The sequence below is a fragment of the Helicobacter rodentium ATCC 700285 genome (genome assembly GCF_000687535.1).
GTDB classification, from domain to species: Bacteria; Campylobacterota; Campylobacteria; order Campylobacterales; family Helicobacteraceae; genus Helicobacter_D; species Helicobacter_D rodentium.
Genome location: NZ_JHWC01000007.1, coordinates 83,095 through 106,877, shown reverse-complemented (window position 1 = coordinate 106,877; position 23,783 = coordinate 83,095). Strand labels below are relative to the sequence as shown.

Genomic DNA, 23,783 nt, shown 5'->3' with positions numbered 1-23,783 from the left:
GATTATAAGGATTCTTTATGAATGAGACGAATCCTCTTTTAGAATCTGACATACTCACTTGTCCTCATAAAGGAATCGTGCAATTAAAAAGCATTTGTGGAAATTTACTTGAAGTAGAGGGCGTAGGAGTAATTACAGAATCCGATTTACTTCATTCTCCTATCATAGGTTGCACAAACAATATCGCAGGGATTCCTACTCCTTGCACACAAGTTTCTACTATCCCACCCAATGCAATTTCCTCAATCTTAGAGGTAAATGGCAGTGGAGTAATTTTACAAAGTCAGATTCCAACAATTCTTACGGATAAAGGCTTTCCTCTTACATTGCAAAATAAAACGTCTCATAATCTTGTGTATTTAAATGAGAAAGGAAATAAAGCAAGGGAGGGAGAGGCTAAACAAAGTGAAAATGCAAGACTTAATACACAAAGCACTATGGAATCCCATTGTAACTCACACAAAGATTCTACACAAGAGGAAGAAAAGCAAATCACAGAAATATATTTTTCTTATGGAGAGAACAAAACAAAGCTTAAGGACATCTCAAGACATTCACAAGATATAAACTTACATATAAGAACACAAGGATATAATGAGGGGGAGGAAGTAGGGGTAGAAGTAAAAACACAAGATAATAGCTTTACTCTCAAAGGGAAAGTGAATGATAATAATGAAGTATTTATTGAAAATGCTTTTAAAGATAAATAATCCTAAATAAAAGGAGTATAAATGAGCATAAAAATAACAGCAACTTGTGGAGATAAATCTGTAAGCATAGAATGCAAAAGACCAAGTTGGAAGAGTGTGAGAGAGGCATACAATAAAATCAATACTGCCAATCCAAACGATAAAAACTTGCAAGAAATATTTAAACAAGCTATTATAGATAAGGGTAAATGGTATGGCTTCTCACAAAAAGCAGCAGAGCAAACAGCCAAAGAGGTGATAGAGCAAATCATAAACAACAATTATGATGATTCTATATGGCAAAGATATGCTTTGGTTGGTGGAACTCCTCTATAAGTTATGCTTTAAATTATGGGGGAATGCCACTTCATACTGAAATTAAAGTAAAAGAATATAACTCTATGTATGGCAAAGACAAAGAATATCTTTATATAACAGGAGTTATTAATACAATCAATTTTCTTCATTCAAAAAGCGTTTGGGGAAATGCTGATGAACCATATAATCCTAAATCTATGCAAACAAAGCAAGAAAATACTGATTTTTACAATAACGAATTTTCAAAGTTTGATAAAAGTGGAGTGGTAGCAATGATAATTAATGGGTGGGACAACGCTAATGGACATATCACGTTATGGAATGGGAAAAAGAAACAATTCATAGACAATACCAATTACTTACTTGACAAAAGAGATTGGGTCGTTATTGAAAAACTATATTTTTGGGAATTAATATGAAAAAAATAATATTAGCAACTATGTTAATTGGGATAAATATCGTATTTGGATGGACTGGAACAGAGGTGCTTGGAGAATCATCTTATAAGGACGCTGATGGAAATAATTCACGCACAAGAGCATTTGCAAACCAAGATTTCACGTTTGAGTTAAAAGTTGATGCACTAAAAAAATTAGGATTCCGCTATTGTATTAAAAAATTTGTTGATGACGATAAGGGCGAAGTGTATTATATAATCAAAGAAAAGCTGAATATGCCATTATTCTTTGATGATAAGAACGAAGACAATATCACACAATTTCTAACATTTGTAGAAAATCTCACTAGATGGACTAGCAAATATAAAATAGATTACACATACCAACCCTTTAAATGCCTTATGGTTTATGAGCTTAAAGAATACCAAGCCGAAGTCGAACGCATTGTGAAAAAATACTGCAAGGAATGTAAATAATCTAAATTCTCTTAATTGTTGTATTTTTAATGATTACATTACTCTTAGCAGAGAGTGCAGGAGTGATTACGGAATCCAAGTTACATTCTTGATAAAAAATATTTCTTTTCTCAAAAAAACCTTTATTTTTCGCCTCTGATTCTGCTAAGATACACTTTAAAATTCTTTTTAGGCGGTTTTATGACAAGATTTTCCAAAGCAGGATTCGTATTATCCACTGCAGGTAGTGCTATTGGATTGGGTGGGATTTGGGGATTCCCTTATTTGGTGGGGCAAAATGGGGGTTTTGCATTTGTCCTTGTGTTTGTATTGGCTTTTTTATTTTTTGGCGTTAGTGTTTTTATTGTAGAAATGCTCTTTGGTAAATCAAGTGGGCAAAATAGCGTAAGCACCTTTGAATCTTTTGCGCCCAAAAATCTAAAATTTTTAAAATATGGTGGCTTTATGGTCATTTCTGGTGTTCTAATTTTTGCCTTTTATGTCGTTGTTTTAGGCTGGTTAGTGCATTATATGTTTTTAAGCATTATAGGAATGCCTAAGACTTTAGAAGCTACACAAAGCTTATGGGGAGGGTTTGTCAGCAGTCAAATCTTATGGCAAATGCTATGGCATCTCCTAGTTGTTGCACTCTGTGCATATGTCTTAAATCGTGGCGTAAAGGCTGGGATTGAAAAATTAAATCTCATTTTAATGCCCTTGCTTTTATTTATCTTTTTGGGATTGCTCGTTTATTCTATGTTGCAAGATTCTTTTATGGAATCCTTTAAATTTCTCTTTAGTCCAAATTTTGAAAAAATCACCCCTGAAGTCATTATTCGCGCAATCGGACAAGCTTTTTTCTCACTCTCTTTGGGCGTTGGAGTGATTTTAACTTATTCTAATTCTATGCCAAAACACGGAAATTTTGTCCGTTTTGCAATCATCATTGCCTTGCTTAATTTTTTATTTTGTCTTGTGGCAGGTTTAGTTATTTTTACCTTCATCTTTGGTTATGGTGCAGAACCAACAGAGGGCGTTGGATTAGTCTTTATTTCTCTACCTCTCATTTTTGCAAATATGGGTGTTAGCGGACAAGTCATTGCGTTTTTATTCTTTATTTCTTTGATTTTTGCAGGTATTACTTCGGCGGTTTCTATGCTAGAACCTCTTAATAGTTATTTGATTGAACGTTTCTCTATGCAAAGATATAAAGCAAACCTCATCAGCGTCATTAGTGCATATTTGTTAGGCATTATCGCATTGCTTAGCAATACAACTGCTTTTTCTGCGCCTTTAACTTTCTTTGATAAAAATCTTTTTGATTGGCTAGTCTATTTAACTAGCTCCTTTATGCTCCCATTAGCAGGAGTTTTTATGTGTCTTTATATGGGTTGGATTCTACCTAAAGAGCGCGTATATGCGATGCTTGAGGGAAATTTAACAGGAATAAGCTTTAGAATCTGGTATTTTGTGATTCGCTTCATTGCTCCACTTGGAATCCTAGCTGCAATGATTAATCTCATCTGAAAATTTTTCAAAATAAGACAAACTCAAGGAAGCATTCAACCAATGCGAATCCTTGAATTTAAATTTTAAGCAAAGTTTTTCTATAATTCACAATTAGCTTAAGGGTTAAGCAAACAGCTCTTCTTTCTACTGAACTTTTCTAGCTGTTATTTATTCGTTTTAGGAGTTTTTATGAAATTGGCGATTTTGCCTATTTTGGCAGGAATTGCGCTTGGGGTTCTCGCACCCATTTTGGTATATTTAGGGAATCCGGGCAATATGGGTATGTGCGCTGCGTGTTTTACGCGTGATATTGCAGGTGCATTAAACTTACATCAAGCAGGTATTGTGCAATATATTCGCCCTGAAATTATTGGTTTAATCATTGGTGCGCTTCTTGTGTCTTTTTTTACGCGCGAATTTCGTCCACGCACAGGTTCTGCCCCTATCGTGCGGTTTGGACTTGGAATCTTTGCAATGATTGGCGCATTGGTTTTTTTGGGTTGCCCTTGGAGAATGTGGCTAAGACTTAGTGCTGGGGATTGGACTGCGATTGCAGGTGTGTTTGGACTTATTTTTGGAATCTTGATTGGCGTCTTTTTCTTAAGGCGTGGATTCTCACTTGGCAGAAATCGCCCAACAAGCAAAATTGTAGGGCTTATTTTCCCAATTTTTGCACTCCTTTTGCTTGGGCTTTTGGTGTGGGGGCTTATGGACACAAATGCTCCGATTAAATTCTCTAGCAAAGGTCCGGGTTCAATGCACGCACCACTTATCATTTCGCTTGTTGCAGGATTATTCTTGGGGGCAATTTTCCAAAAAAGTCGTTTTTGTATGATAGCTGCGGTACGCGATACGATTCTAATGCGTGATACACATATTTTGCAAGGTGTTATTGCGCTTGTTATAGCAGCATTTTTCACCAATCTTGCGCTTGGGTTTTTCAATCCGGGATTTAGCGGACAACCTATTGCGCATAACGATACACTTTGGAATTTTTTAGGAATGGCGTTAGCTGGAATCGCATTTACCCTAGCGGGCGGTTGTCCGGGAAGACAAATTATTCTCTCTGGTGAGGGAGATGGAGATGCAGCAGTTTTTGTGCTTGGATTGCTTGTTGGAGCAGCTTTTGCGCATAATTTTGGACTTGCAAGCTCCCCTGCTGGAATTGGAGCAAATGCTCCTGTGGCTGTAGCTGCTGGATTCGTATTTTGTCTGCTTGTAGCAGTGTTTGCTAGAGAAAAAAGGAGTTAAAATGGTAGAACTTGATGTACGGGGGCTTAGTTGCCCTGAACCTGTGCTAAACCTCAAGCCTTTATTAGATAGAGGCGAGAGTGAGATTCGAGTGCTTTGTAGCTGTGGAGCAAGTAGCGACAATATCCGCAGACTTGCCAAAAATAGCGGATATGCTGTGGCAAGCGAAATACAACAAGAGGAGGATTTTGAGTTTATTTTAAAGAAAGCTTGAAAGTTTAAATTTGATGAATGCTAGATTACCACTTCGTCATTATGTGATAGCCAAAGGCTAATAGAAATTCCTTGCCATTGCGAGAGATTTGCTAGAATCTCGTGGCAATTCATAACTTTATCAACCCCTGATTCTGCAATGGAATCTTTAAAGGATGCTAGATTATAGATTGCTTTGCCTCTCTCTGCACTCACTCCTCGCAATGACAAGGTGCAAACACGGAGGGTTTTTGCATTTATTTCTCTTAATGACACAATCAATAAAATAACGATTCTATGTTAATATTTCACTCAAAGGACACTTATGCAAAACATTTCTAAACCCATTTACCTAGACAATGCAGCAACAACTTTTCCCAAAGCTCCCGGAGTGAAAGAGGCAGTGAGCGAGTTTTTAGAAAATATTGGCGCAAGTGCTGGACGCAGCGGACATTCTCTCTCCATAGAATCCGGTAGAATCCTATTCCAAACGCGCAAAAGCCTAGCGGACTTGGTAGGGCTTAAAAACTGCAAACACATTCTCTTTACCCTCAATGCCACAATGGCGATTAATACGCTTTTACAAGGCTTTTTGAAAGAAGGAGATATTGTTGTGGTTACGCAAATGGAACACAATGCAATCAAGCGTCCGCTGAATGCGCTTAAAAATAAATTGAAATTAGAAGTGCGCGAGATTCCGTGTGATTCTATGCACGCAGTGGATTTAAACAGCGCAAAGGAGATGCTAAAAGGCGCGAAACTCCTAGCGTGTGCACATATTAACAATGTCAGCGGGGCGATGATTCCGCCAGAAGATTTAAGCGCACTAGCCAAAGCACACAATGTAGCTTTTTTGCTTGATGGCGCACAGAGTGTCGGCTGCGTAGAAATGAAAGAAGTGATGAGTCAAGTGGATTTTCTAGCCCTTAGTGCGCACAAAGGCTTACTTGCGCCAATGGGAGTGGGTGCGCTTGTCATAGCCGATGACTTTGCGATAGAGAGGATAGAACCGCTTGTCTTTGGCGGCACAGGAAGCTTGAGTGAGGAGGAGATTCAGCCTCTTTTTCTCCCCGATAGGTTTGAGAGTGGAACGCCTAATATGCACGGAATCGCTGGGCTTCAAGCGGGGCTAGAGTGGATTAAAAAGCAAGGAGTAGAAAATATCCATAGACACGAATTAGATTTAAGAGAGCAACTCCTTGAGGGCTTAAGCGGAATCCCGAATCTTAAGGTTTATCGCACCAAAGGGCGTAGCAGTGGAACACTCTCTGTGGATATTCCTAACTACACTCTTTCAGAGATTGGGGAGATTTTGGATAGCCAATATGGAATCTGTGTGCGTGTGGGACTGCATTGCTCTCCATCAAGCCATAAAAGCTTGGGTTCTTTTGAGCGCGGTGGCACGATTCGTCTAAGCCCGGGCGCATTTACGACAAAAGAGGAAATTGACTTTACCATCAATGCCTTGCGGGACATTGCGGAGCATAGGGGACAAAAATGATAAAGGGTTATGTTTTGGTTTTTACTACTTCTAGTGCGTTTGAGAGTGAGGCAATCTTGAAAGATTTAGGAATCACGATTAAGCTTGTGCCAACACCGCGTGAGTTTTCAAGCGATTGTGGAATCTCTGTGTATTTTGAAGCGTCAAAGGAGGAATTTGACATAATCCCCAATACCCTAAATTCTGCAAAGATTGAATACGAAATAAAGAAAATTTAAAAATGCAAAATAAAAATTATTCCAAAACTTTAACTACGCAAAAGACAAGATTTTTTACCACTTTGCACAATAAGTTTTCCAACTATTTTACAAATTGCATAGCATTCATTCTTTATAAGCTCAACAAACCCCTTCCGCATACTTATCAATTTTACTTCATCACACATCACGCCACAGGACATAATGCAATGATGGATTTTTTAAAGCTTTGTGGCATTTCTATTAACGGGGATATACAAAACATCAATGCACTGCAAAGATATAAGCAAAATTATAAAAGACTAACGAGATTCCATACCCACTGCGCTCTTGCTCTTTGTGAATGTAATTTTAAAGGCTATTGCAATTACACACATCTTTTAAATGCCAAAGCACCAGCACTCCTTTTAGTGCGTGACCCAATCTCTATATTAAAATCTTGTATTAACTTTGTTGCAACTCCAAAAGAGAAGCGAATAATCAGGGGGTGTGGAGCAGATAAACTCTTAGGATACTTACAATATTGTGCCTACAATCCCAAGACAAAAGAATTTCATCTTACCGACTCTCCGTGTCTTGAAACAATAGAATCTTATGTAATCTCATACCACAATAAAACAACATTGCATACTTTATTCATTTTTGATGAACTTCTCTCCGACTTGCCACACATTACACAAAAATACTATGTAGATATGGAGGAGATAAAAGGAGATAAAGCCTTTGAAACAATGCAAAAACTAAGTTACGCGCTAGGTTTCCCACCACCAAAAGAGGAGGATAGACCTCTTTTTAAGAAACAAGTTTATGCGCATTTGTATTTTTTATTTCCTTTTCATCTTGTAGTTACCACAAAAGATTCTGAAGTCAAACTCCTACTTGCAAACCGCACGAGACGCATCAAAGGAATAGATATTACAGAAAAACTTATGCCACCTTCTTACCAAAACAATCCAAATCTAGAAAACTGCAAAGTTTTTGTAGAAACACACAAAGAGGTGCAGGAAATTTCTAGATATTTTACACAAATCCAAACTGAATTAATCGCCACATTAGAAATACTTTTAAAGATTGTAGAAATCAAGAAATCAAAAACATTAAATGAGGAGAATGTTTTAAAATATTTTGCTTCTCACCCAAAAATTGCAAAAGATTTTAAAGCGATTTTAGATAAAGATTTGCGAGATTTAAAGGCACAACGACCTGATATTATAAAATCGTGGAAATATTATCAGACTTTTGAGTTGCTAATGCAAGATTCTACCCTTTAGGATTCCACCGCTTCATTGTGAGAAAGCAAAACAAGCGAAGCAATCTATAACTTTAGATTACTTTTGAGCTTCTTCCTCCATCATTATAAAGCCTCGCTAGAGGTTGTGGTAATCTACAATTTTTATCTCGCCTTTAATAATCTACTTTTTTGCAAGATTATAGATTGCCTTCCTTACTCCACCGTTACACTCTTTGCCAAATTTCTTGGCATATCTACATCATTGCCTAGTCTTACTGCTACCTCAAGCGCAAAAATCTGCAAAACAACCATCATTGCAAAAAATTCTACCATATAGTGCGAATATTCTGGAATCGCAATCCAATCATCACACCCCTCATAATATTCTGCACTTAAAGTACAAATCATCGCATCACGCGCACTTAGTTCCTCAACATTGCTTTTGATTTTATCATACAAAAGATTTCTTGGCATTAGCGCAACACAAAACAATCCTAAATCCGCTAAGGCAATCGGTCCGTGCTTCATCTCTCCGCTTGGGTAGCCTTCCGCGTGTAGATAGCTAATCTCTTTTAATTTCAGTGCACCCTCTAGGGCAAGTGGATAGAAAATATCCCGTCCAATAAAAAAGAATCCGTGTCCGTGCAAGTATCTGCGCGAAAGCCTTTTGATATGTTCGTGTGCCTTTTTATCCACCTTTGTTGCGCGCACCGCCTCTAGCATTACCTTTGTTTCTCGCTTGATTGCCTCTTTGCTTAGGATTCCACATTTTTGCGCAATAAAATTTGCCAAAATCCATAACACCATTACCTGCGTTGCAAAAGCTTTAGTGCTAGCCACTCCTTTTTCAATCCCCGCACGCGTGAGTAGATTAAAATCGCTTTGACGCACAATGGAGCTATTATCCACATTGCAGATTCCAAGAGTTGTTAAACCACTTTTTTTTGCTAGTTTTAAAGCCTCCAAAGTATCAGCGGTTTCGCCACTTTGGGAGATGACAATAAAAAGTTCTTTTGGGTGCAAAATAGGCTCTTTATAACGAAATTCACTCGCAATTTCTACTTTTGTCTTTAACTTTGCAATGCGCTCAATCAGATAACTTCCTGCAATAGCAGCGTGATAGCTTGTGCCACAAGCACAAAGCGTAATAGAATCCACACGGCTCAAATCAAGCGCACTTAATTCCTCCAAGCTAAAATTATCCTCACTCACGCGCCCCATCATTGTTTCTAGCAAAACCTTGTGTTGTTCGTAAATCTCTTTTTCCATAAAGAAAGTAAAGCCGTCTTTTTGTGCAGAAAGTTTATCCCCACTTAAAATTTTTGGATTTGGCAGACTAGAAAATTTCCCCGATTCTATTTCTCCTACCGCTCCATCTTCTAAGTAGCAAACCTCCTCTGCAAAGCCAATCAATGGCGCATCTGATGAGGCAAAATAAATTGCCTCTGCACCTTTATTATCCTTTCCCCTACCAATAATCAAAGGTGAACCATTTTTGGCATAATAAATCGTATTAGGTGATTTTTGCGTGATAAGCAAAATTGCATAAGCACCTTTTAGTTCGGAAATTGTACATTTAAAAGCATCAAATGGGTTTTTGAAATTTTCCAAATGCGATTCAAATAAATGCACAATCACTTCCGTATCTGTCTGCGATACAAAAGTGCTACCTTGTTTTTGTAAATCCTCTTTAATGCTTTGATAGTTCTCAATGATTCCATTATGCACAACATTACTAAATTTCCCAAAATGCGGGTGTGCATTAACTTCTGTTGGTTTGCCATGTGTCGCCCAACGCGTATGCCCAATCCCCAAACCAAACCCACTAGAATGGAATCCCTCACATTTGCGTTCCAAATTTACCAACTTACCAACAGCCTTAAATGTGCTTAGCTCACCCTTGCTTAACACAGAGATTCCAGCAGAATCATAACCACGATATTCCAATTCTTTTAAGCCATTTAATAAAATAGATCTTTTTTCATCATTACCGATATAACCAACGATTCCACACATTGACTTTGCTCCTAAAATAATTTTTTTATTGTGGCATAAATTTTGTAAAGAAATAGTAAATGAATTAAATTTTTAGCAACTTGATGATAGAATCCGAAGACTTTTATTTAAGGTTTTAGAAATGCAAATTTATTTTTTCACAGGCGCAGCAGGTTACATTGGCTCACACACAGCCTATTATTTTTTAAAAAATAGTCAATGCAAAATTGTAATTTTTGACAATCTAAGCAGCGGATTTAAAGAAAATATAGATTTTTTGGAACGCACCTTCCCTCAAAGGGTAGAATTTATACAAGGAGATTTAGGGGATTTAGATTCTTTGGATAAGGCATTAAGTGCTTATCCCTACAATGCCATTATTCATTTTGCCGCTAGTTTAATCGTGCAAGAATCTGTGCAAAACCCGCTCAAATACTTCAAAAACAATGTTGCCAACACAACAAATCTTTTGCAAATTGCTCAAAAGTTTGCCATCAATCGCTTCCTTTTTAGCTCCACCGCTGCAGTTTATGGTGAGCCAAAGCAACACACTCCTATTTGCGAAAATACTCCTACAAACCCTATCAACCCTTATGGAGAATCTAAATTAATGATTGAAAAGATTTTGCATTCCCTAGAGGTTGCTAATCCAAATTTTAAAAGTGTGATTTTGCGCTACTTTAATGTTGCAGGAGCATTAATGGAACAACATGGTGCTTTGGGACAAAGAAGCAAAAATGCCACACATTTGATAAAGGTTGCTTGTGAGTGCGCGACAAATAAACGCACAAAAATGCAGATTTTTGGAAGCGACTATGAGACAAGAGACGGCACTTGCATTCGGGATTATATTCATATTGATGATTTAGCAAGTGCGCATTTCTTTGCCTTGCAATCTCTGCTAGAATCGCAAACATCTGAAATTTACAATGTAGGTTATGCACAAGGATTTAGCGTAAAAGAAGTGATTGATTGTGTGAAAAAAGTCAGCGGTAAGGATTTTATTGTGGAATCCGCCCCAAGACGAGAGGGGGATCCTAGTATGCTTGTGAGTGATAATTCTAAAATCCTAAGCAAAACCAAGTGGAAACCAAAATTTAATAAGCTAGAAACAATTTGTAAAAGTGCTTATCTGTGGGAGGAGAACCTCAAACAATCGCTTCTTTCATAGGCTTTATCCAAAATTGATATTTTGTGAGATTCTACATGTGATTTGCAACAATCTATTTGCTACCTTGCCATTGCAAGGAGTCGCAAGTTGGTTTAGCGGTCTGTCACCACAAAAATGTAGTTTGAATTCTATTATCGCGCAGCCTTTAGGCTGAAACAATCCATAATCTTGAACTGCTTTCAAGTTTCCATTGTAAAGCTTTCTGTATGCTTGATTATGGATTGCTTCGGACGAGTCCTCGCAATGACATGGTGGTGGAATTTCTAAGCTATATTAGGATTTTTCCATAACATTACTGCAATATTTGGCTCTCTTGGCTCACGAATAAACTCATAAACAATCTCTAATGGTAGATTAAAAGGAGATAACCTTAAATCAAGACTTCGCCACGCATAAACATCAAGTAAAATATCCTCATTTTCACCCATACGATTAATATCATTTGCAATAAGAGCATATTTATATTTAGAAAGATTATCAATAAATTCCATAATTAGGTGGTTTGGTAAATGCTGCAACACATCTTTACAGATTGCCAAATCCGCTTTGGGCAATACAGAAAAATCCCCATTATAATGGATAAAATCAATATTTGGCTTTTTATATTTTGCTAAATTCCTATTCACAACAAAACTTGCAACATCATAGCCCTTATAATCAATGCCATCAAAATTGATATTTTTAGAAAATTGCCAATCCCCGCAACCAATATCTACAATGCTATGGATATCATACTCAATAAAGAATTGCTGCAAAAACTGCACATAACCTTTGCAAAGATTCTCATTAGAACCACTCCCGCTACCACAACCCCAAGCATTTGTTTCGTAAATTGTATTAAAAACTTGTGTGAGTTTGTTATTGCTTTGGTCTAGCAGGATATTTTTTATTAAAGCAACCTCGCCTTTGAGTAAGGCGATTTCGCGTATCAAATTTTAATTTTGAGATTCTATTGTATCCAGTTTAGAAGAGATTTTATCTAAATAAAAGCCCCCCCCCGCAGACGCTTTTTGGTAATTTTCCAAAACCTCTTTAATTCCATTTTGCCTCCTTAAAGAATCACAAGCTAAAAGAGAATCTCTAACTTAGCTATTTCTTTTTTCCATAATTTCTTTAGAAATATTGCTTGGAACTTCGCCATAATGATCAAATTCCATTGTATATGTGCCGCGTCCTTGTGTTGCGGAGCGCAAATCAGTAGAATATCCAAACATTTCAGCCAATGGAACAAAAGCATTCACAATCTTTAAGCCCATTCTGTCGTCCATAGAATTAATTTGTCCGCGTCTGCGATTCAAATCTCCAATCACATCACCCATATATTCTTCAGGCACTTCTACTTCTACTTTCATCATCGGTTCTAGTAGCACTGCACCTGCTTTGCGACAAGCATCTTTAAACGCCATAGAACCGGCAATCTTAAATGCCATTTCAGAGGAATCCACATCGTGATAACTTCCATCAAAGAGAGTAACCTTGAAATCCACCACAGGATAACCTGCTAAAACACCATTTTGCATTGCTTCTTGGATTCCCTTATCTACCGCAGGGATATATTCTTTTGGAATCACTCCACCGCTAATGTTATTGACAAACTCATAACCTTTGCCCGGCTCTTGTGGCTCCACTTTGATAAAGACATGTCCATATTGCCCACGCCCACCAGATTGTTTTGCGTATTTGCACTCTTGCTCCACGCTTTGGCGGATTGTTTCGCGGAATGCAACTTGTGGTTGCCCCACATCTGCTTCTACTTTAAATTCTCTTTTTAGTCTATCCACAATAATTTCTAGGTGCAATTCACCCATTCCCGAAATAATCGTTTGTCCGGATTCCTCATCGGTATGCACTCTAAAGCTTGGATCTTCCTCTGCAAGTTTTGCTAAAGCTAAAGCCATTTTCTCTTGGTCTGCCTTAGTTTTAGGCTCTACCGCAATAGAAATAACCGGGTCTGGGAACTCCATTCTCTCTAAAATCACGGGTTCTTTTTCTGAACAAAGCGTATCTCCTGTCAAAGTTTCTTTCAAGCCAACAAACGCGCAGATTTCACCTGCATAGACTTCTTTAATATCCTCACGCTTATTGGAGTGCATTTTAAGCAATCGTCCCACACGTTCTTTTTTGCCTTTTGTGGAGTTAAGCACATAGCTTCCAGATTCCAAACTTCCACGATAAACGCGCACGAAAGTTAATTGTCCCACAAAGGGGTCTGTCATAATTTTAAAAGCCAAACCTGCAAACTCACCATCATCGCTAGATTTAACATAAACTTCTTTCTCCTCATCTTTTGGATCTACCCCGCGAATATCCGCAACTTCTGTTGGTGCAGGCAAGTATTCTACAACCGCATCAAGCAGAGTTTGCACCCCTTTGTTTTTAAAGCTTGAACCACAAAGCATTGGAATCATCTCCATTGCAAGACAACCCTTTTTGATTCCCACTTTAATTTCTTCAACACTTAATTCCTCGCCACCAAGGTATTTTTCCATTGTCGCTTCATCTTGCTCTGCAACCGCTTCAAGCAACTTCTCACGATATTCTTCCGCTTTTTCTACTAAATCCGCTGGAATCTCCTCAATATCGTATTTCGCACCCATTGATTCGTCATTCCAAACAATGGCTTTCATCGTAATTAAATCCACAACCCCTTTAAAGTTATCCTCTGCACCAATAGGAATCACAAGCGGCACGGGCTTTGCCTTTAATCTTGTGGCAATTTGGGATTCCACATTATAAAAATTTGCACCAATTCTATCCATTTTATTTACAAATACGATTCTAGGAACACCATATTTATTTGCTTGACGCCAAACGGTTTCACTTTGTGGTTGCACGCCACCCACAGAACAAAACACCGCAACCGCTCCGTCTAATACACGCATAGAACGTTCTACCTCAATCGTGAAATCCACGTGTCCGGGGGTGTCAATCAAGTTGATTTGATAATCTTTCCAAAAACAAGTTGTCGCCGCGGAAGTGATTGTGATTCCACGTTCTTTTTCTTGCTCCATCCAGTCCATTGTCGCAGCACCATCATGCACTTCACCAATCTTATGGCTAACGCCTGTGTAAAACAAAATCCTTTCTGAAGTTGTTGTTTTACCTGCGTCAATGTGCGCTGCGATTCCAATATTTCTAATTTTATTTAATGGGGTTTTTCTTGCCATTTTTGAATCCTTTGGGATAAGTGTTTAAGGTTTGTAGAGAAGCTTAGGGAAAATCCCTAAAGCTATATTACCAACGATAGTGCGCAAATGCTTTATTAGCCTCTGCCATTTTATGCACATCTTCTTTTTTCTTAAACGCTGCTCCACGCTCGTTTGCAGCGTCAATTAACTCATTCGCTAATCTATCAATCATCGTGCGCTCATTTCTTTTTCTAGCAGAATCTAGCAACCAGCGGATTGATAAAGATTGTTGTCTTGCAGGGCGCACTTCCACGGGAACTTGGTAAGTCGCTCCCCCCACCCTTCTGCTTCTTACTTCCACAAGGGGCTTAACTTTCTCTAATGCTTTTTCAAAGGTTTCAATGCCCTTTTCTTTGGTTTTTTCTTCAATCTTTTCAAAGGTTGCATAAATGATTTTTTCTGCAACACTCTTTTTGCCATCATACATCATTTTATTAATGAATTTTGTTACAACGACATTATTATAGATAGGATCGCCTAGAACCTCTCTTTGTGGGGCTTTTCTTCTTCTCATTATTTTTTACCTCCTGCATCACCCTTTGCTTTTTTAGCACCATATTTACTGCGAGAAACCGTGCGCTTTGCAACACCTGCTGTATCTAACGCACCACGAATGATATGGTATTTAACACCCGGTAAGTCTTTTACCCTACCACCACGAATCAATACGATAGAGTGTTCTTGCAAGTTATGCCCCTCACCCGGGATATAACTAATCACCTCAAATCCACTTGTCAATCTAACTTTTGCAACTTTTCTTAACGCAGAGTTAGGCTTCTTAGGTGTTGTCGTATAAACACGTGTGCAAACCCCTCTTCTTTGGGGGCAAACTACCAAAGCCGGAGACTTTGACTTCTTGATAACCTTTTTTCGCTCTTTTCTAATCAACTGATTAATCGTTGGCACTTTTATTCCTTCCTGAAAAATTTTAATAGAGAAAATGAAGCGGATTATATGCAAATCTCACTTTATTCTCACTTAAATTAAGGTTTAAATAACCTTAATTATTCCTCTATTTCTTTAATTTTAACTTTCTTACCTTTATAGATTCCCGTTCCAACCGGAATCATACGACCCAATACAATATTTTCTTTCAAATCTTCTAAATGATCCATTTTTGCTGCGATACTCGCTTCCGTTAAAACCTTCGTTGTTTCTTGGAATGACGCCGCTGAAATCACAGAATCACTACCGATTGCTGCGCGTGTGATTCCAAGTAATACAGGCTCTGCGATTGCTGGGATTCCGCCCATTTTAATAATACGCGCATTTTCCTCTCTGAAATGACGTTTGCTTACTAAATCACCCTCAATAAACTTCGTATTACCGCTATCGTAGATTTTGACTTGTCTTAGCATTTGCGAAACGATAATTTCAATATGCTTATCCGCAATACTTACACCTTGTCTGCGATATACCTGCTGCACTTCGCTCACAATGTATTTATACAACTCTTTTTCTCCGCCAATGCGCAAAATGTCTTGACTTGCTACAACTCCATCGGTGATAGCTTCCCCTGCATGGACAAATTCTCCCTCATAAACAAGAATCTGCTTGGATTTATCAATCAAATATTCTGCGACCCTGCCGTCATTTGCTGTGATAATAATTCTCTCTTTTCCGCGGATAGATTTACCAAAACTCACGATTCCATCAATCTCTGCTAACACAGCAGGATCTTTGGGTTTTCTTGCCTCAAAAAGTTCAGAAACTCTTGGCAAACCTCCGGTAATATCTTTGGATTTGACAAGTGCTTTTGGAGTTTTAGCCAAAATATCTGCCATTTCCACTTTTGCGCCATCGGAAATAAAAATTGCAGTTTTTGGATCTAGCGCATAACGAATCAAGCCTCCATTTGCAGTAGATAGAACAAGTGTTGGCTTATGCGCACTTGCAATATACTCATTGACAACCAATCTTGTCTGCCCTGTTAGTTCATCGGTTTGTTCTGATACCGTAAGTCCGGGGATAATATCCTCAAATTTGATCGTTCCAGCTTCCTCTGCAATAATTGGGTTAGAATAAGGGTCCCAATCAGCAATAACAATGCGTTCATCGCTTTTAGGTTTGGCAATCAGTGTATTTTTTTCAACACTTTGATTGTCTTGCACTTCAATAATAGAACCCCTTGCAATGTAATGTCTTGCTGCTTCTTGGTCATACTCATCGGCAATCACAGCAAATACACCTTTTTCGGTAATCTCCTCGCCCTTTTGAAGTGCGCGGTATCGCTCCAAATGATCCCCTTGCAAGTAGTAATATTTCACAATTCCCTCTTCTCTTGCATAAATCTTTTGTGTAATAGGAGCATTATCCTCAACCTTTAAATCACTTGCATAGGAGATTCTATTAGGAATATTCCAGCTATCCTTAATAATATCTACAATACTTCCCTCATCGCGCACATAATGTCCGCTAGGATAAGGAATATAGAATTTACCCTCAATTTTACCTGTAACCCCTGCTAACTCATTGGGTTTTGCCACATCAGACTTTCTAAGCGTGAATTTCGCAGTCTCCTTTTCCCCAATAACAGAAACAATCACTTCATCATGCACCACATCCACTTTCAATTCACCCTCAAAAGGTGCTTTAATTTTTGGTTCTACAAGCAGAATCGCGGCATTTCTACGATTAGAAACTATCATTTTGCCTTCACGATTCTTATAGGTTTTGACATTATAATAACGGATAAATCCTTCTTTTTCGGCAATAACTTGATGCTCCTCTTGACTTCTGCTCGCCGTTCCACCGATATGGAATGTTCTAAGTGTTAGCTGTGTTCCGGGCTCACCAATGGATTGTGCAGCCACAACACCCACGGCTTCCCCAATCTTGGCAATCTTAGATTCTCCAAGATTCAAGCCATAGCATTTCGCACACACACCTTTTTCGGCTTTACAAGTAACAGGAGTGCGGATAATAACAGATTTTACACCCGCTTCTTTTACTTTACGCGCCTTTTCTTCATCAATCATTATACCTTCACTAATTAAAACTTCATTCGTAATTGGGTCAATAATGTTTTCTGCAATCACGCGCCCAAAGATTCTTTCCTCTAGTGGCTCAATTAGCTCACTACCGACGGTAATATCTGTAATCTCAATCCCTTCATTTGTGCCACAATCATCTGCGACTACTTTTACATTTTGACTCACATCAATCAATTTTCTCGTTAGATAACCTGCGTTTGCGGTTTTTAAAGCAGTATCCGCCAAACCTTTTCTCGCGCCGTGCGTAGAGATGAAATACTCCAACACATTGAGTCCCTCTTTGAAGTTTGAGGTGATGGGCGTTTCAATGATCGTTCCATCGGGCTTTGCCATAAGTCCGCGCATTGCGGAAAGCTGCCTAATTTGCCCTGTACTACCCCTAGCCCCAGAGTCCGCCATCATATAAATAGAGTTGAATCCTGCCTTGTCATTTTCAATGAGTTTCATCATTGCATTACCCAATGCGTTATTGGTATCTGTCCAAACATCAATAATCTTATTATAACGTTCTTGCTCCGTCAATAAACCTGCTCCAAATTGCGCTTGAATGTCTTTAACTTTCTTTTTTGCGCCCTCTACCGCTTTATTCTTATCATTTGGCACAATAATGTCATCGGCTGAAATTGAGATTCCCGCTTTTGTCGCATATTTGAATCCTAAATTTTTAAGATTATCTAGGAAGTTTGCCGTGATTCCAACTCCACCTTCTTTATAAACATAATCAATCAAGGTCGCAATGTCTTTTTTCTTTAAAACCTTGTTCCACAAATGCACAGGCACAAAATCAGGCAAGATAGATTTCAAAATCATTCTACCAATAGTTGTGTTAATGATTCTATCTTCCACAAATGCACGCACTTTAGAACCAACCTCTACAATACCTGCTTCTAAGGCAATATGGATTTGGTCAATGTTAGAGAATAGCTTATGCTCACCCTTAGAATCGTCTTTTGCCAAAGAAAGATAATAAAGTCCCAAAACCATATCTTGACTAGGCACAGTTACGGCTTTACCGCTTGCGGGTAAAAGAATATTCATAGAGCTTAACATTAAAAGTTTGCATTCTGTGATTGCCTCTTGAGAAAGTGGCACATGCACCGCCATTTGGTCACCATCAAAGTCTGCATTAAATGCCGCACACACTAAGGGGTGTAGCTGAATCGCTTTTCCATCAATGAGTTTTGGGTGGAATGCTTGAATGGATTGTTTATGCAAGGTTGGCGCACGATTTAGCATTACAGGATAATTTGCAACAATTTCTTGCAAACACTCCCACACTTCATTACTCTTTTGCTCAATCATTTTTTTAGCTTGTTTTAAGGTGGTTGCATAACCCTTTTCCTCTAACTTTGCTAGAATGTGTGGCTTAAAGAGTTCCAATGCCATATTTTTAGGCAATCCGCATTGATCCATTCTTAGATTTGGTCCCACAACAATAACAGAACGTCCCGAGAAATCCACACGTTTTCCAAGTAAGTTTTGACGGAATCGCCCTTGCTTTCCTTTGATAATCTCCGACAAAGACTTCAAAGGACGTTTATTCGCGCCTTTGACTGCATTAGCATTGCGTCCATTATCAAAGAGTGCATCTACGGATTCTTGTAGCATTCTTTTTTCGTTGCGCACAATAATCTCTGGCGCATCAAGCTCAATGAGACGCTTTAATCTTTGGTTGCGATTAATCACGCGACGATACAAGTCATTGACATCACTCACCGCAAATTTCCCGCCATCTAGCGCGACAAGGGGACGCAAATCTGGTGGAAGCACTGGAAGCACAGTTAGCATCATCCACTCGGGGCGATTCGCTCCACCAGAGACCACAAAACTTTCCACAACCTTCAAACGTTTAATAATCGTTTTCTTTTTAGCTTCAGAATTAGTTGCTTTAATGGCTTCTTTTAACTCCGCAATCAAATCCACCAAATCAAGCTCCTCTAGCAACCCTTTTACAACTTCACCACCCATTTGCGCAACGAATCCTGTATGCTCAAATCTCTGTGATAAGCTTTGGAATTGCTCCTCGTTTAGAACATCGTATTTTGCGACCGGTTTTGTTCCTTCATTGTCATAATACGCCTCACCCGCCTCTTTTACAATATAGGCTTCATAATACAACACGCGTTCTAAGTCTTTCATCTTGACGCCAAGCAATGTTCCAATTCTACTAGGAAGCGAATTAACATACCAAATATGTGCCACAGGCGTTACAAGTTCAATGTGTCCCATTCTGGAGCGACGCACTTTAGAGCTGGTTACTTCTACGCCACATTTTTCACACACGATTCCTTTATAGCGCATTTTTTTGTATTTACCACACAGACATTCATAATCCCTCACAGGTCCAAAGATTTTAGCACAAAACAACCCATCTCTCTCGGGCTTTAAGGTGCGGTAGTTGATTGTCTCTGGCTTTTTAACTTCGCCATTACTCCAACTGCGAATTTTTTCCGGACTTGCGAGCAAGAGTTGAAAAGCGTTAAAATCGCTTGGACGATCGTCTTCTTTGATAGCTACAACCTCATTGATTCCCTCTTTGTTCTTTACAAACACATTCACATCTAACGCCAAGCTCTGCAATTCTTTGGTTAAAACATAAAAAGTTTCTGGAATCTCGGATTCTTTAACCGCCTCACCTCTTGTAATTGCCTTATAGGCTTTCACGCGTCCCTCAACATCATCGGATTTAATGGTAAGCATTTCTTTAAGCGTATGTGCCGCACCATAAGCTTCCAATGCCCACACTTCCATTTCCCCGAATCTTTGCCCGCCAAAGAGTGCTTTACCTCCAACAGGCTGCTGCGTTACAAGACTATAAGGTCCGGTGCTTCTTGCATGGACTTTCTCATCTACTAAGTGGTGGAGTTTTAGCATATACATATAGCCAACATTCACGCGCTCCATCATTTTTTCGCCCGTGCGTCCGTCATAAAGCTCTGTTTTACCATCACTATCAATTTTTGCTAATGCAAAAAGCCTTTCAAATTCTTGTGCATTCACACCCTCAAAAACAGGAGTTGCAAACTTCACACCCTTGCTCCAATCTCTAGCAAAATCCAATAATTCCTCATTGCTTAATTTTTCCAAAAATGCTTTGGCAGTTTTCATTCCTGAATTTTCGGCAATCTCTTGCATTTTAGCCTTAAGCTCACTTGCCCATTTGTCTTTTTCGCTTTCAAATACACTTGCAATCTGCTCTCCAAGATTCTTGCCAACCAATCCCAAATGCACTTCTAAAATCTGTCCGATGTTCATACGGCTAGGCACACCTAAAGGATTCAGAACAATCTCCACAGGACGTCCATCTTTTGTATAAGGCATATCCACTTCGGGGACGATATTGGACACAATGCCTTTATTTCCGTGTCGCCCTGCCATTTTATCCCCAACTTTTAATTTGCGTTTTGTTGCAACATAAATTTTTACAAGCTTAATCACTCCACTTGGTAAAATATCATCTTTTTCAATAATAGAAAGTTTTTCTTCGTGTTCTTCGCTCAAACTTTTCTTTTGCTCTAAAAAGTTACTTTTTAATGTGTCGTATTTATTTTGAGTCTCTTTTGAATAGCTTTTGATCAATGTTCCCATTGCGAAGCGATTCACATTTTCTAGCTCCTCTTTTGGAATCACACTGCCTTTTTTGTATTCTTTATCGCCAATTTTTGTGGAACTGCTCAATTTCTCTTTAGCAAGAATGGAGCTAATGCGTAAAGATTCCTCTCTATCTAGCATTAACAATTTATCGTGATGCTCTAAGTCTAATCGGGATTTTTCCTCCTCATAAGCAACAATGGCTCTGCGATCTTTATCATAGCCCTTTTTTGTAAAAATCTTAACATCAACAACCGTGCCTTCCAAACTTGGCGGACAATAGAGGGATTTATTGACAACATGTCCAGCTTTCTCCCCAAAAATTGCGCGCAACAGCCTTTCCTCTGGAGTTGGCTTTACTTCTCCTTTTGGAGACGCTTTTCCAACTAGAATCATTCCACCAGTTACATAAGTTCCAATTTTTACGATTCCGCTTTCATCAAGGTGTGCAAGCTCTTCTTCTCTGATATTTGGAATATCGCGTGTAATCTCCTCAACGCCGTGCTTTAACTCCCTTGCTTCAATCTCCTTTTCATAGATATGAATGGAAGTAAAGGCGTCGTTGCGAATCAATTTTTCACTCACAACAATCGCATCTTCAAAGTTATATCCATTCCAAGGCATAAAAGCCACACGGATATTTTTACCCAACGCTAATTCACCTTGGTCCATATTGGGACCATCTGCAATTACTTGACCAACTTCTACCCTATCTCCTGCCTTTACAATCGGACGTTGCGAGAAAGAAGTATTTTGGTTTGTGCGGAGATTTTTTTGCAGAGAATAATGATCAATAAACGCTCCATTTTCATCTTCCCCCAACACATAAATATTTTTAGAATCCACCTTTTCTACGATTCCACTACGTGTAGCCTTAGTCGCCTCCCAAGAATCACGGGATACAATCTTTTCAATTCCCGTTCCAACAATCGGTGCATCAGGTTTTAACAATGGCACGGCTTGACGTTGCATATTTGAACCCATCAATGCGCGGTTTGCGTCATCGTGTTCTAAGAATGGAATCAAACTCGCTGCAACCCCGACAACCATTCTAGGACTTAAGTCAATCAAATCCACTTTTTTGGATTCCATTAACATAATCTCGCCATCTTTTCTTACCTCAATCATTTCCTCTTTAATGGTTTGATTGCTTGTGAGAATCGTGCTTGCTGGAGCAATGACTGCACCTTCCTCTTGCGTTGCTGTCAAATAAACAATTTCATCGGTTACCTTGCCCTCTACCACCTTACGATAGGGTGCTTCAATGAAGCCTAGCTCATTAACCTTTGCATAAGTGGAGAGCGTGTTAATCAAGCCGATATTTTGTCCCTCTGGCGTCTCAATCGGGCAGATTCTACCATAATGCGTTGGATGCACATCACGCACTTCAAATCCCGCTCTTTCCTTAACTAAACCACCCTCTCCTAGGGCAGAAAGTCTCCTTTTATGTGTTACTTCAGAGAGAGGATTGGTTTGGTCCATAAATTGTGAAAGTTGCCCACCCGTGAAAAACTCTAAAATTGTTCCGGTTATCATTTTGGAATTAACTAAATCGTGTGGCATTAACTCCTCTAAACCTGTGCTAATAGTAGAAAGCTTATCACGAATCGCCTTTTGCATTTTTACCAAGCCTGTATGCAACTCATTTGCTAAAAGCTCACCAATGGCGCGGATTCTACGATTCCCTAAATGGTCTCTATCGTCAATGCGTCCTTGTCCATTCTTAACATGAATCAAGTAACGCACGGTTTTAATAATATCCTCGTGCGTAAGAACCGTTACATAATCTGGCACACCAATGTCTAGCTTATGGTTCATTTTCATACGTCCAACACGAGTCAAATCGTATCGTTCAGGATCAAAGAAAAGCTGCTGCACAAACTGCTTTGCTGCCTCTTTTGTAACAGGCTCACCCGGACGCATAACCTTATAAATACGAATCGTTGCTAGATCGTTTTCGTTGTCAATTTTTTCTGTTTGCTTCAATAACTTTAGTGATTCTGCATCAGCAACAAAAGCATTAATTATAGACGCATCGACACCTGCTGCTAAATCATTGGCAATCACAAAATCATTAATATTTAACTCTGCAAGTTTTTTTAACTTACTTTCGTCCATCAATGTCAATGCATCAAATAATACTTCTCCACTTTCCTTATCAATAATGGGTTCTGCTAAATAACGCTCCATTAAAATATCTGCTGGATACTCAATCATATCAAGCTTTTCTTCTTTAAGTGCCTTTGCCTTTTTCGCTGTCAAACGTTTCCCCGCTGCAATGATTAAATTTCCTTTCGAATCTTTAATATCAAATTCTACGCGCCCAACAAACTCTTCTGGATCAAAGGAGATAAGATATTTGCCGCCTTTATATTTAATATTTAAAAGAGGATAAAACATTTTTAGAATATCTTGCTTAGAGTATCCTAAAGCACGAAACAGAATCGTAACAGGCACTTTTCTGCGCTTATTGACACGCACAAACAATGTATCCTTTGCATCGTATTCAAAATACAACCAAGAACCACGATCTGGGATAATCTGTCCCGTATAAACAAGTTTGTTGGATGCACTTGAAGATTCCTCTTCTTTAAAGATTACACCCGGGCTTCTGTGAAGTTGATTAACCACAACCCTCTCCACACCATTGATAATGAAGCTTGTGCGATCTGTCATTAAAGGAATCTCGCGCACAAAAATGCTTTGCTCCTTAATGTCCTTAACGCCTAATTTCTCTCCTGTTTTCTCATCTCTCTCCCAAAGCACTAAGCGAATTTTAATCTTTAAAGGAATTGAGTAAGTCAAACCTCTCTCCATTGCCTCTCTTACGGTATAACGCGGCTTGCCATATTCACAACCTGCATATTCAAGGCTGATTCTATTTTGTGCATCATGTATTGGAAAAATAGATTTAAACACCTTTTCAATTCCTGATTCACTTCCATCTTGCACCATCAAAAAAGCATCATAGCTATTTCTTTGTAGTTGGAGCAAATTGGGAACAGCAATATTTTGAGGGATTTTAGTAAAATCAACTCTTAATCTATTTCCGGATTTTAAACTTACTGGCATATTTGTTACCTCTATAATAAATGTAGAATTTT

At 38.7% G+C, this 23,783-nt stretch carries 18 protein-coding genes; 11 read left to right on the top strand and 7 right to left on the bottom strand.

Annotated elements, in window-relative coordinates; translation table 11 throughout:
- Positions 1 to 17: 17 nt before the first annotated feature.
- From BS85_RS10890 to BS85_RS0106765, 7 genes are all read left to right on the top strand, one after another.
- A complete protein-coding gene (locus BS85_RS10890) occupies positions 18 to 710 on the top strand; it encodes a hypothetical protein (RefSeq protein ID WP_051604728.1) in 693 nt (230 codons plus the stop codon).
- A gap of 21 nt (positions 711 to 731) precedes the next feature.
- The gene (locus tag BS85_RS10885) at positions 732 to 1,025 is read left to right on the top strand and encodes a hypothetical protein (RefSeq protein WP_051604727.1); all 294 of its coding nucleotides are present in this window, start codon (positions 732 to 734) and stop codon (positions 1,023 to 1,025) included.
- Positions 986 to 1,426, top strand: a complete 441-nt coding sequence (locus BS85_RS11930) for a T6SS effector amidase Tae4 family protein (RefSeq protein WP_084310220.1) — start codon at positions 986 to 988, stop codon at positions 1,424 to 1,426. Before BS85_RS10885 ends, BS85_RS11930 begins: the two co-directional genes overlap by 40 nt.
- Positions 1,423 to 1,881 (top strand): hypothetical protein, encoded by a 459-nt coding sequence (locus BS85_RS0106780; protein WP_026944129.1) that lies wholly within the window; start codon positions 1,423 to 1,425, stop codon positions 1,879 to 1,881. Before BS85_RS11930 ends, BS85_RS0106780 begins: the two co-directional genes overlap by 4 nt.
- 180 nt (positions 1,882 to 2,061) lie before the next feature.
- Positions 2,062 to 3,387 (top strand): sodium-dependent transporter, encoded by a 1,326-nt coding sequence (locus tag BS85_RS0106775; RefSeq protein WP_026944128.1) that lies wholly within the window; start codon positions 2,062 to 2,064, stop codon positions 3,385 to 3,387.
- Between the two features lie 171 nt (positions 3,388 to 3,558).
- Positions 3,559 to 4,620, top strand: coding sequence for a YedE family putative selenium transporter (gene yedE / locus BS85_RS0106770; RefSeq protein ID WP_026944127.1), 1,062 nt, complete (start codon positions 3,559 to 3,561; stop codon positions 4,618 to 4,620).
- Position 4,621: 1 nt separating this feature from the next.
- Entirely contained in the window at positions 4,622 to 4,834 is a 213-nt protein-coding gene (locus tag BS85_RS0106765; RefSeq protein ID WP_026944126.1) for a sulfurtransferase TusA family protein, read from the top strand.
- Positions 4,835 to 4,854: 20 nt separating this feature from the next.
- Here BS85_RS0106765 and BS85_RS0106760 read toward each other — a convergent pair whose 3' ends face one another.
- A complete protein-coding gene (locus BS85_RS0106760) occupies positions 4,855 to 5,028 on the bottom strand; it encodes a hypothetical protein (RefSeq protein WP_156938080.1) in 174 nt (57 codons plus the stop codon).
- A 109-nt stretch (positions 5,029 to 5,137) separates the two neighbouring features.
- On the opposite strand from BS85_RS0106760, the gene BS85_RS0106755 reads away from it, so the two are divergent.
- Genes BS85_RS0106755 through BS85_RS0106745 form a run of 3 tightly spaced genes read left to right on the top strand, consistent with a single transcriptional unit; the run spans position 5,138 to position 7,781 of the window.
- Positions 5,138 to 6,313, top strand: a complete 1,176-nt coding sequence (locus BS85_RS0106755; protein WP_026944124.1) for an aminotransferase class V-fold PLP-dependent enzyme — start codon at positions 5,138 to 5,140, stop codon at positions 6,311 to 6,313.
- Positions 6,310 to 6,531, top strand: a complete 222-nt coding sequence (locus BS85_RS0106750; protein WP_034551349.1) for a putative Se/S carrier protein — start codon at positions 6,310 to 6,312, stop codon at positions 6,529 to 6,531. The genes BS85_RS0106755 and BS85_RS0106750 overlap by 4 nt, the downstream gene beginning before the upstream one ends.
- A 2-nt stretch (positions 6,532 to 6,533) precedes the next feature.
- On the top strand, positions 6,534 to 7,781 hold the full coding sequence (locus tag BS85_RS0106745) for a DUF2972 domain-containing protein (RefSeq protein ID WP_026944122.1): 1,248 nt from the start codon (positions 6,534 to 6,536) through the stop codon (positions 7,779 to 7,781).
- A gap of 173 nt (positions 7,782 to 7,954) precedes the next feature.
- On the opposite strand, the gene glmS is transcribed toward BS85_RS0106745, so the two are convergent.
- Positions 7,955 to 9,757 carry a glutamine--fructose-6-phosphate transaminase (isomerizing) gene (glmS, locus tag BS85_RS0106740; RefSeq protein ID WP_026944121.1) on the bottom strand — a complete coding sequence of 601 codons (1,803 nt, stop codon included), beginning with the start codon at positions 9,755 to 9,757 and terminating at the stop codon, positions 7,955 to 7,957.
- Positions 9,758 to 9,878: 121 nt separating this feature from the next.
- On the opposite strand from glmS, the gene galE reads away from it, so the two are divergent.
- Positions 9,879 to 10,907, top strand: coding sequence for a UDP-glucose 4-epimerase GalE (gene galE / locus BS85_RS0106735; protein WP_026944120.1), 1,029 nt, complete (start codon positions 9,879 to 9,881; stop codon positions 10,905 to 10,907).
- 263 nt (positions 10,908 to 11,170) lie between these two features.
- Here the strand turns inward: galE and BS85_RS10450 are convergent, their stop codons facing one another.
- The 5 genes from BS85_RS10450 to BS85_RS0106705 form a co-directional block, all read right to left on the bottom strand.
- On the bottom strand, positions 11,171 to 11,839 hold the full coding sequence (locus tag BS85_RS10450) for a class I SAM-dependent methyltransferase (protein WP_026944119.1): 669 nt from the start codon (positions 11,837 to 11,839) through the stop codon (positions 11,171 to 11,173).
- Between the two features lie 153 nt (positions 11,840 to 11,992).
- Positions 11,993 to 14,074 carry an elongation factor G gene (gene fusA, locus BS85_RS0106720; protein WP_026944118.1) on the bottom strand — a complete coding sequence of 694 codons (2,082 nt, stop codon included), beginning with the start codon at positions 14,072 to 14,074 and terminating at the stop codon, positions 11,993 to 11,995.
- A 67-nt stretch (positions 14,075 to 14,141) separates the two neighbouring features.
- Positions 14,142 to 14,609, bottom strand: a complete 468-nt coding sequence (rpsG, locus tag BS85_RS0106715) for a 30S ribosomal protein S7 (protein WP_034551347.1) — start codon at positions 14,607 to 14,609, stop codon at positions 14,142 to 14,144.
- Positions 14,609 to 15,001 carry a 30S ribosomal protein S12 gene (gene rpsL / locus BS85_RS0106710; protein WP_026944116.1) on the bottom strand — a complete coding sequence of 131 codons (393 nt, stop codon included), beginning with the start codon at positions 14,999 to 15,001 and terminating at the stop codon, positions 14,609 to 14,611. Before rpsL ends, rpsG begins: the two co-directional genes overlap by 1 nt.
- A gap of 98 nt (positions 15,002 to 15,099) precedes the next feature.
- A complete protein-coding gene (locus tag BS85_RS0106705; RefSeq protein ID WP_026944115.1) occupies positions 15,100 to 23,751 on the bottom strand; it encodes a DNA-directed RNA polymerase subunit beta/beta' in 8,652 nt (2,883 codons plus the stop codon).
- Positions 23,752 to 23,783: the final 32 nt, after the last annotated feature.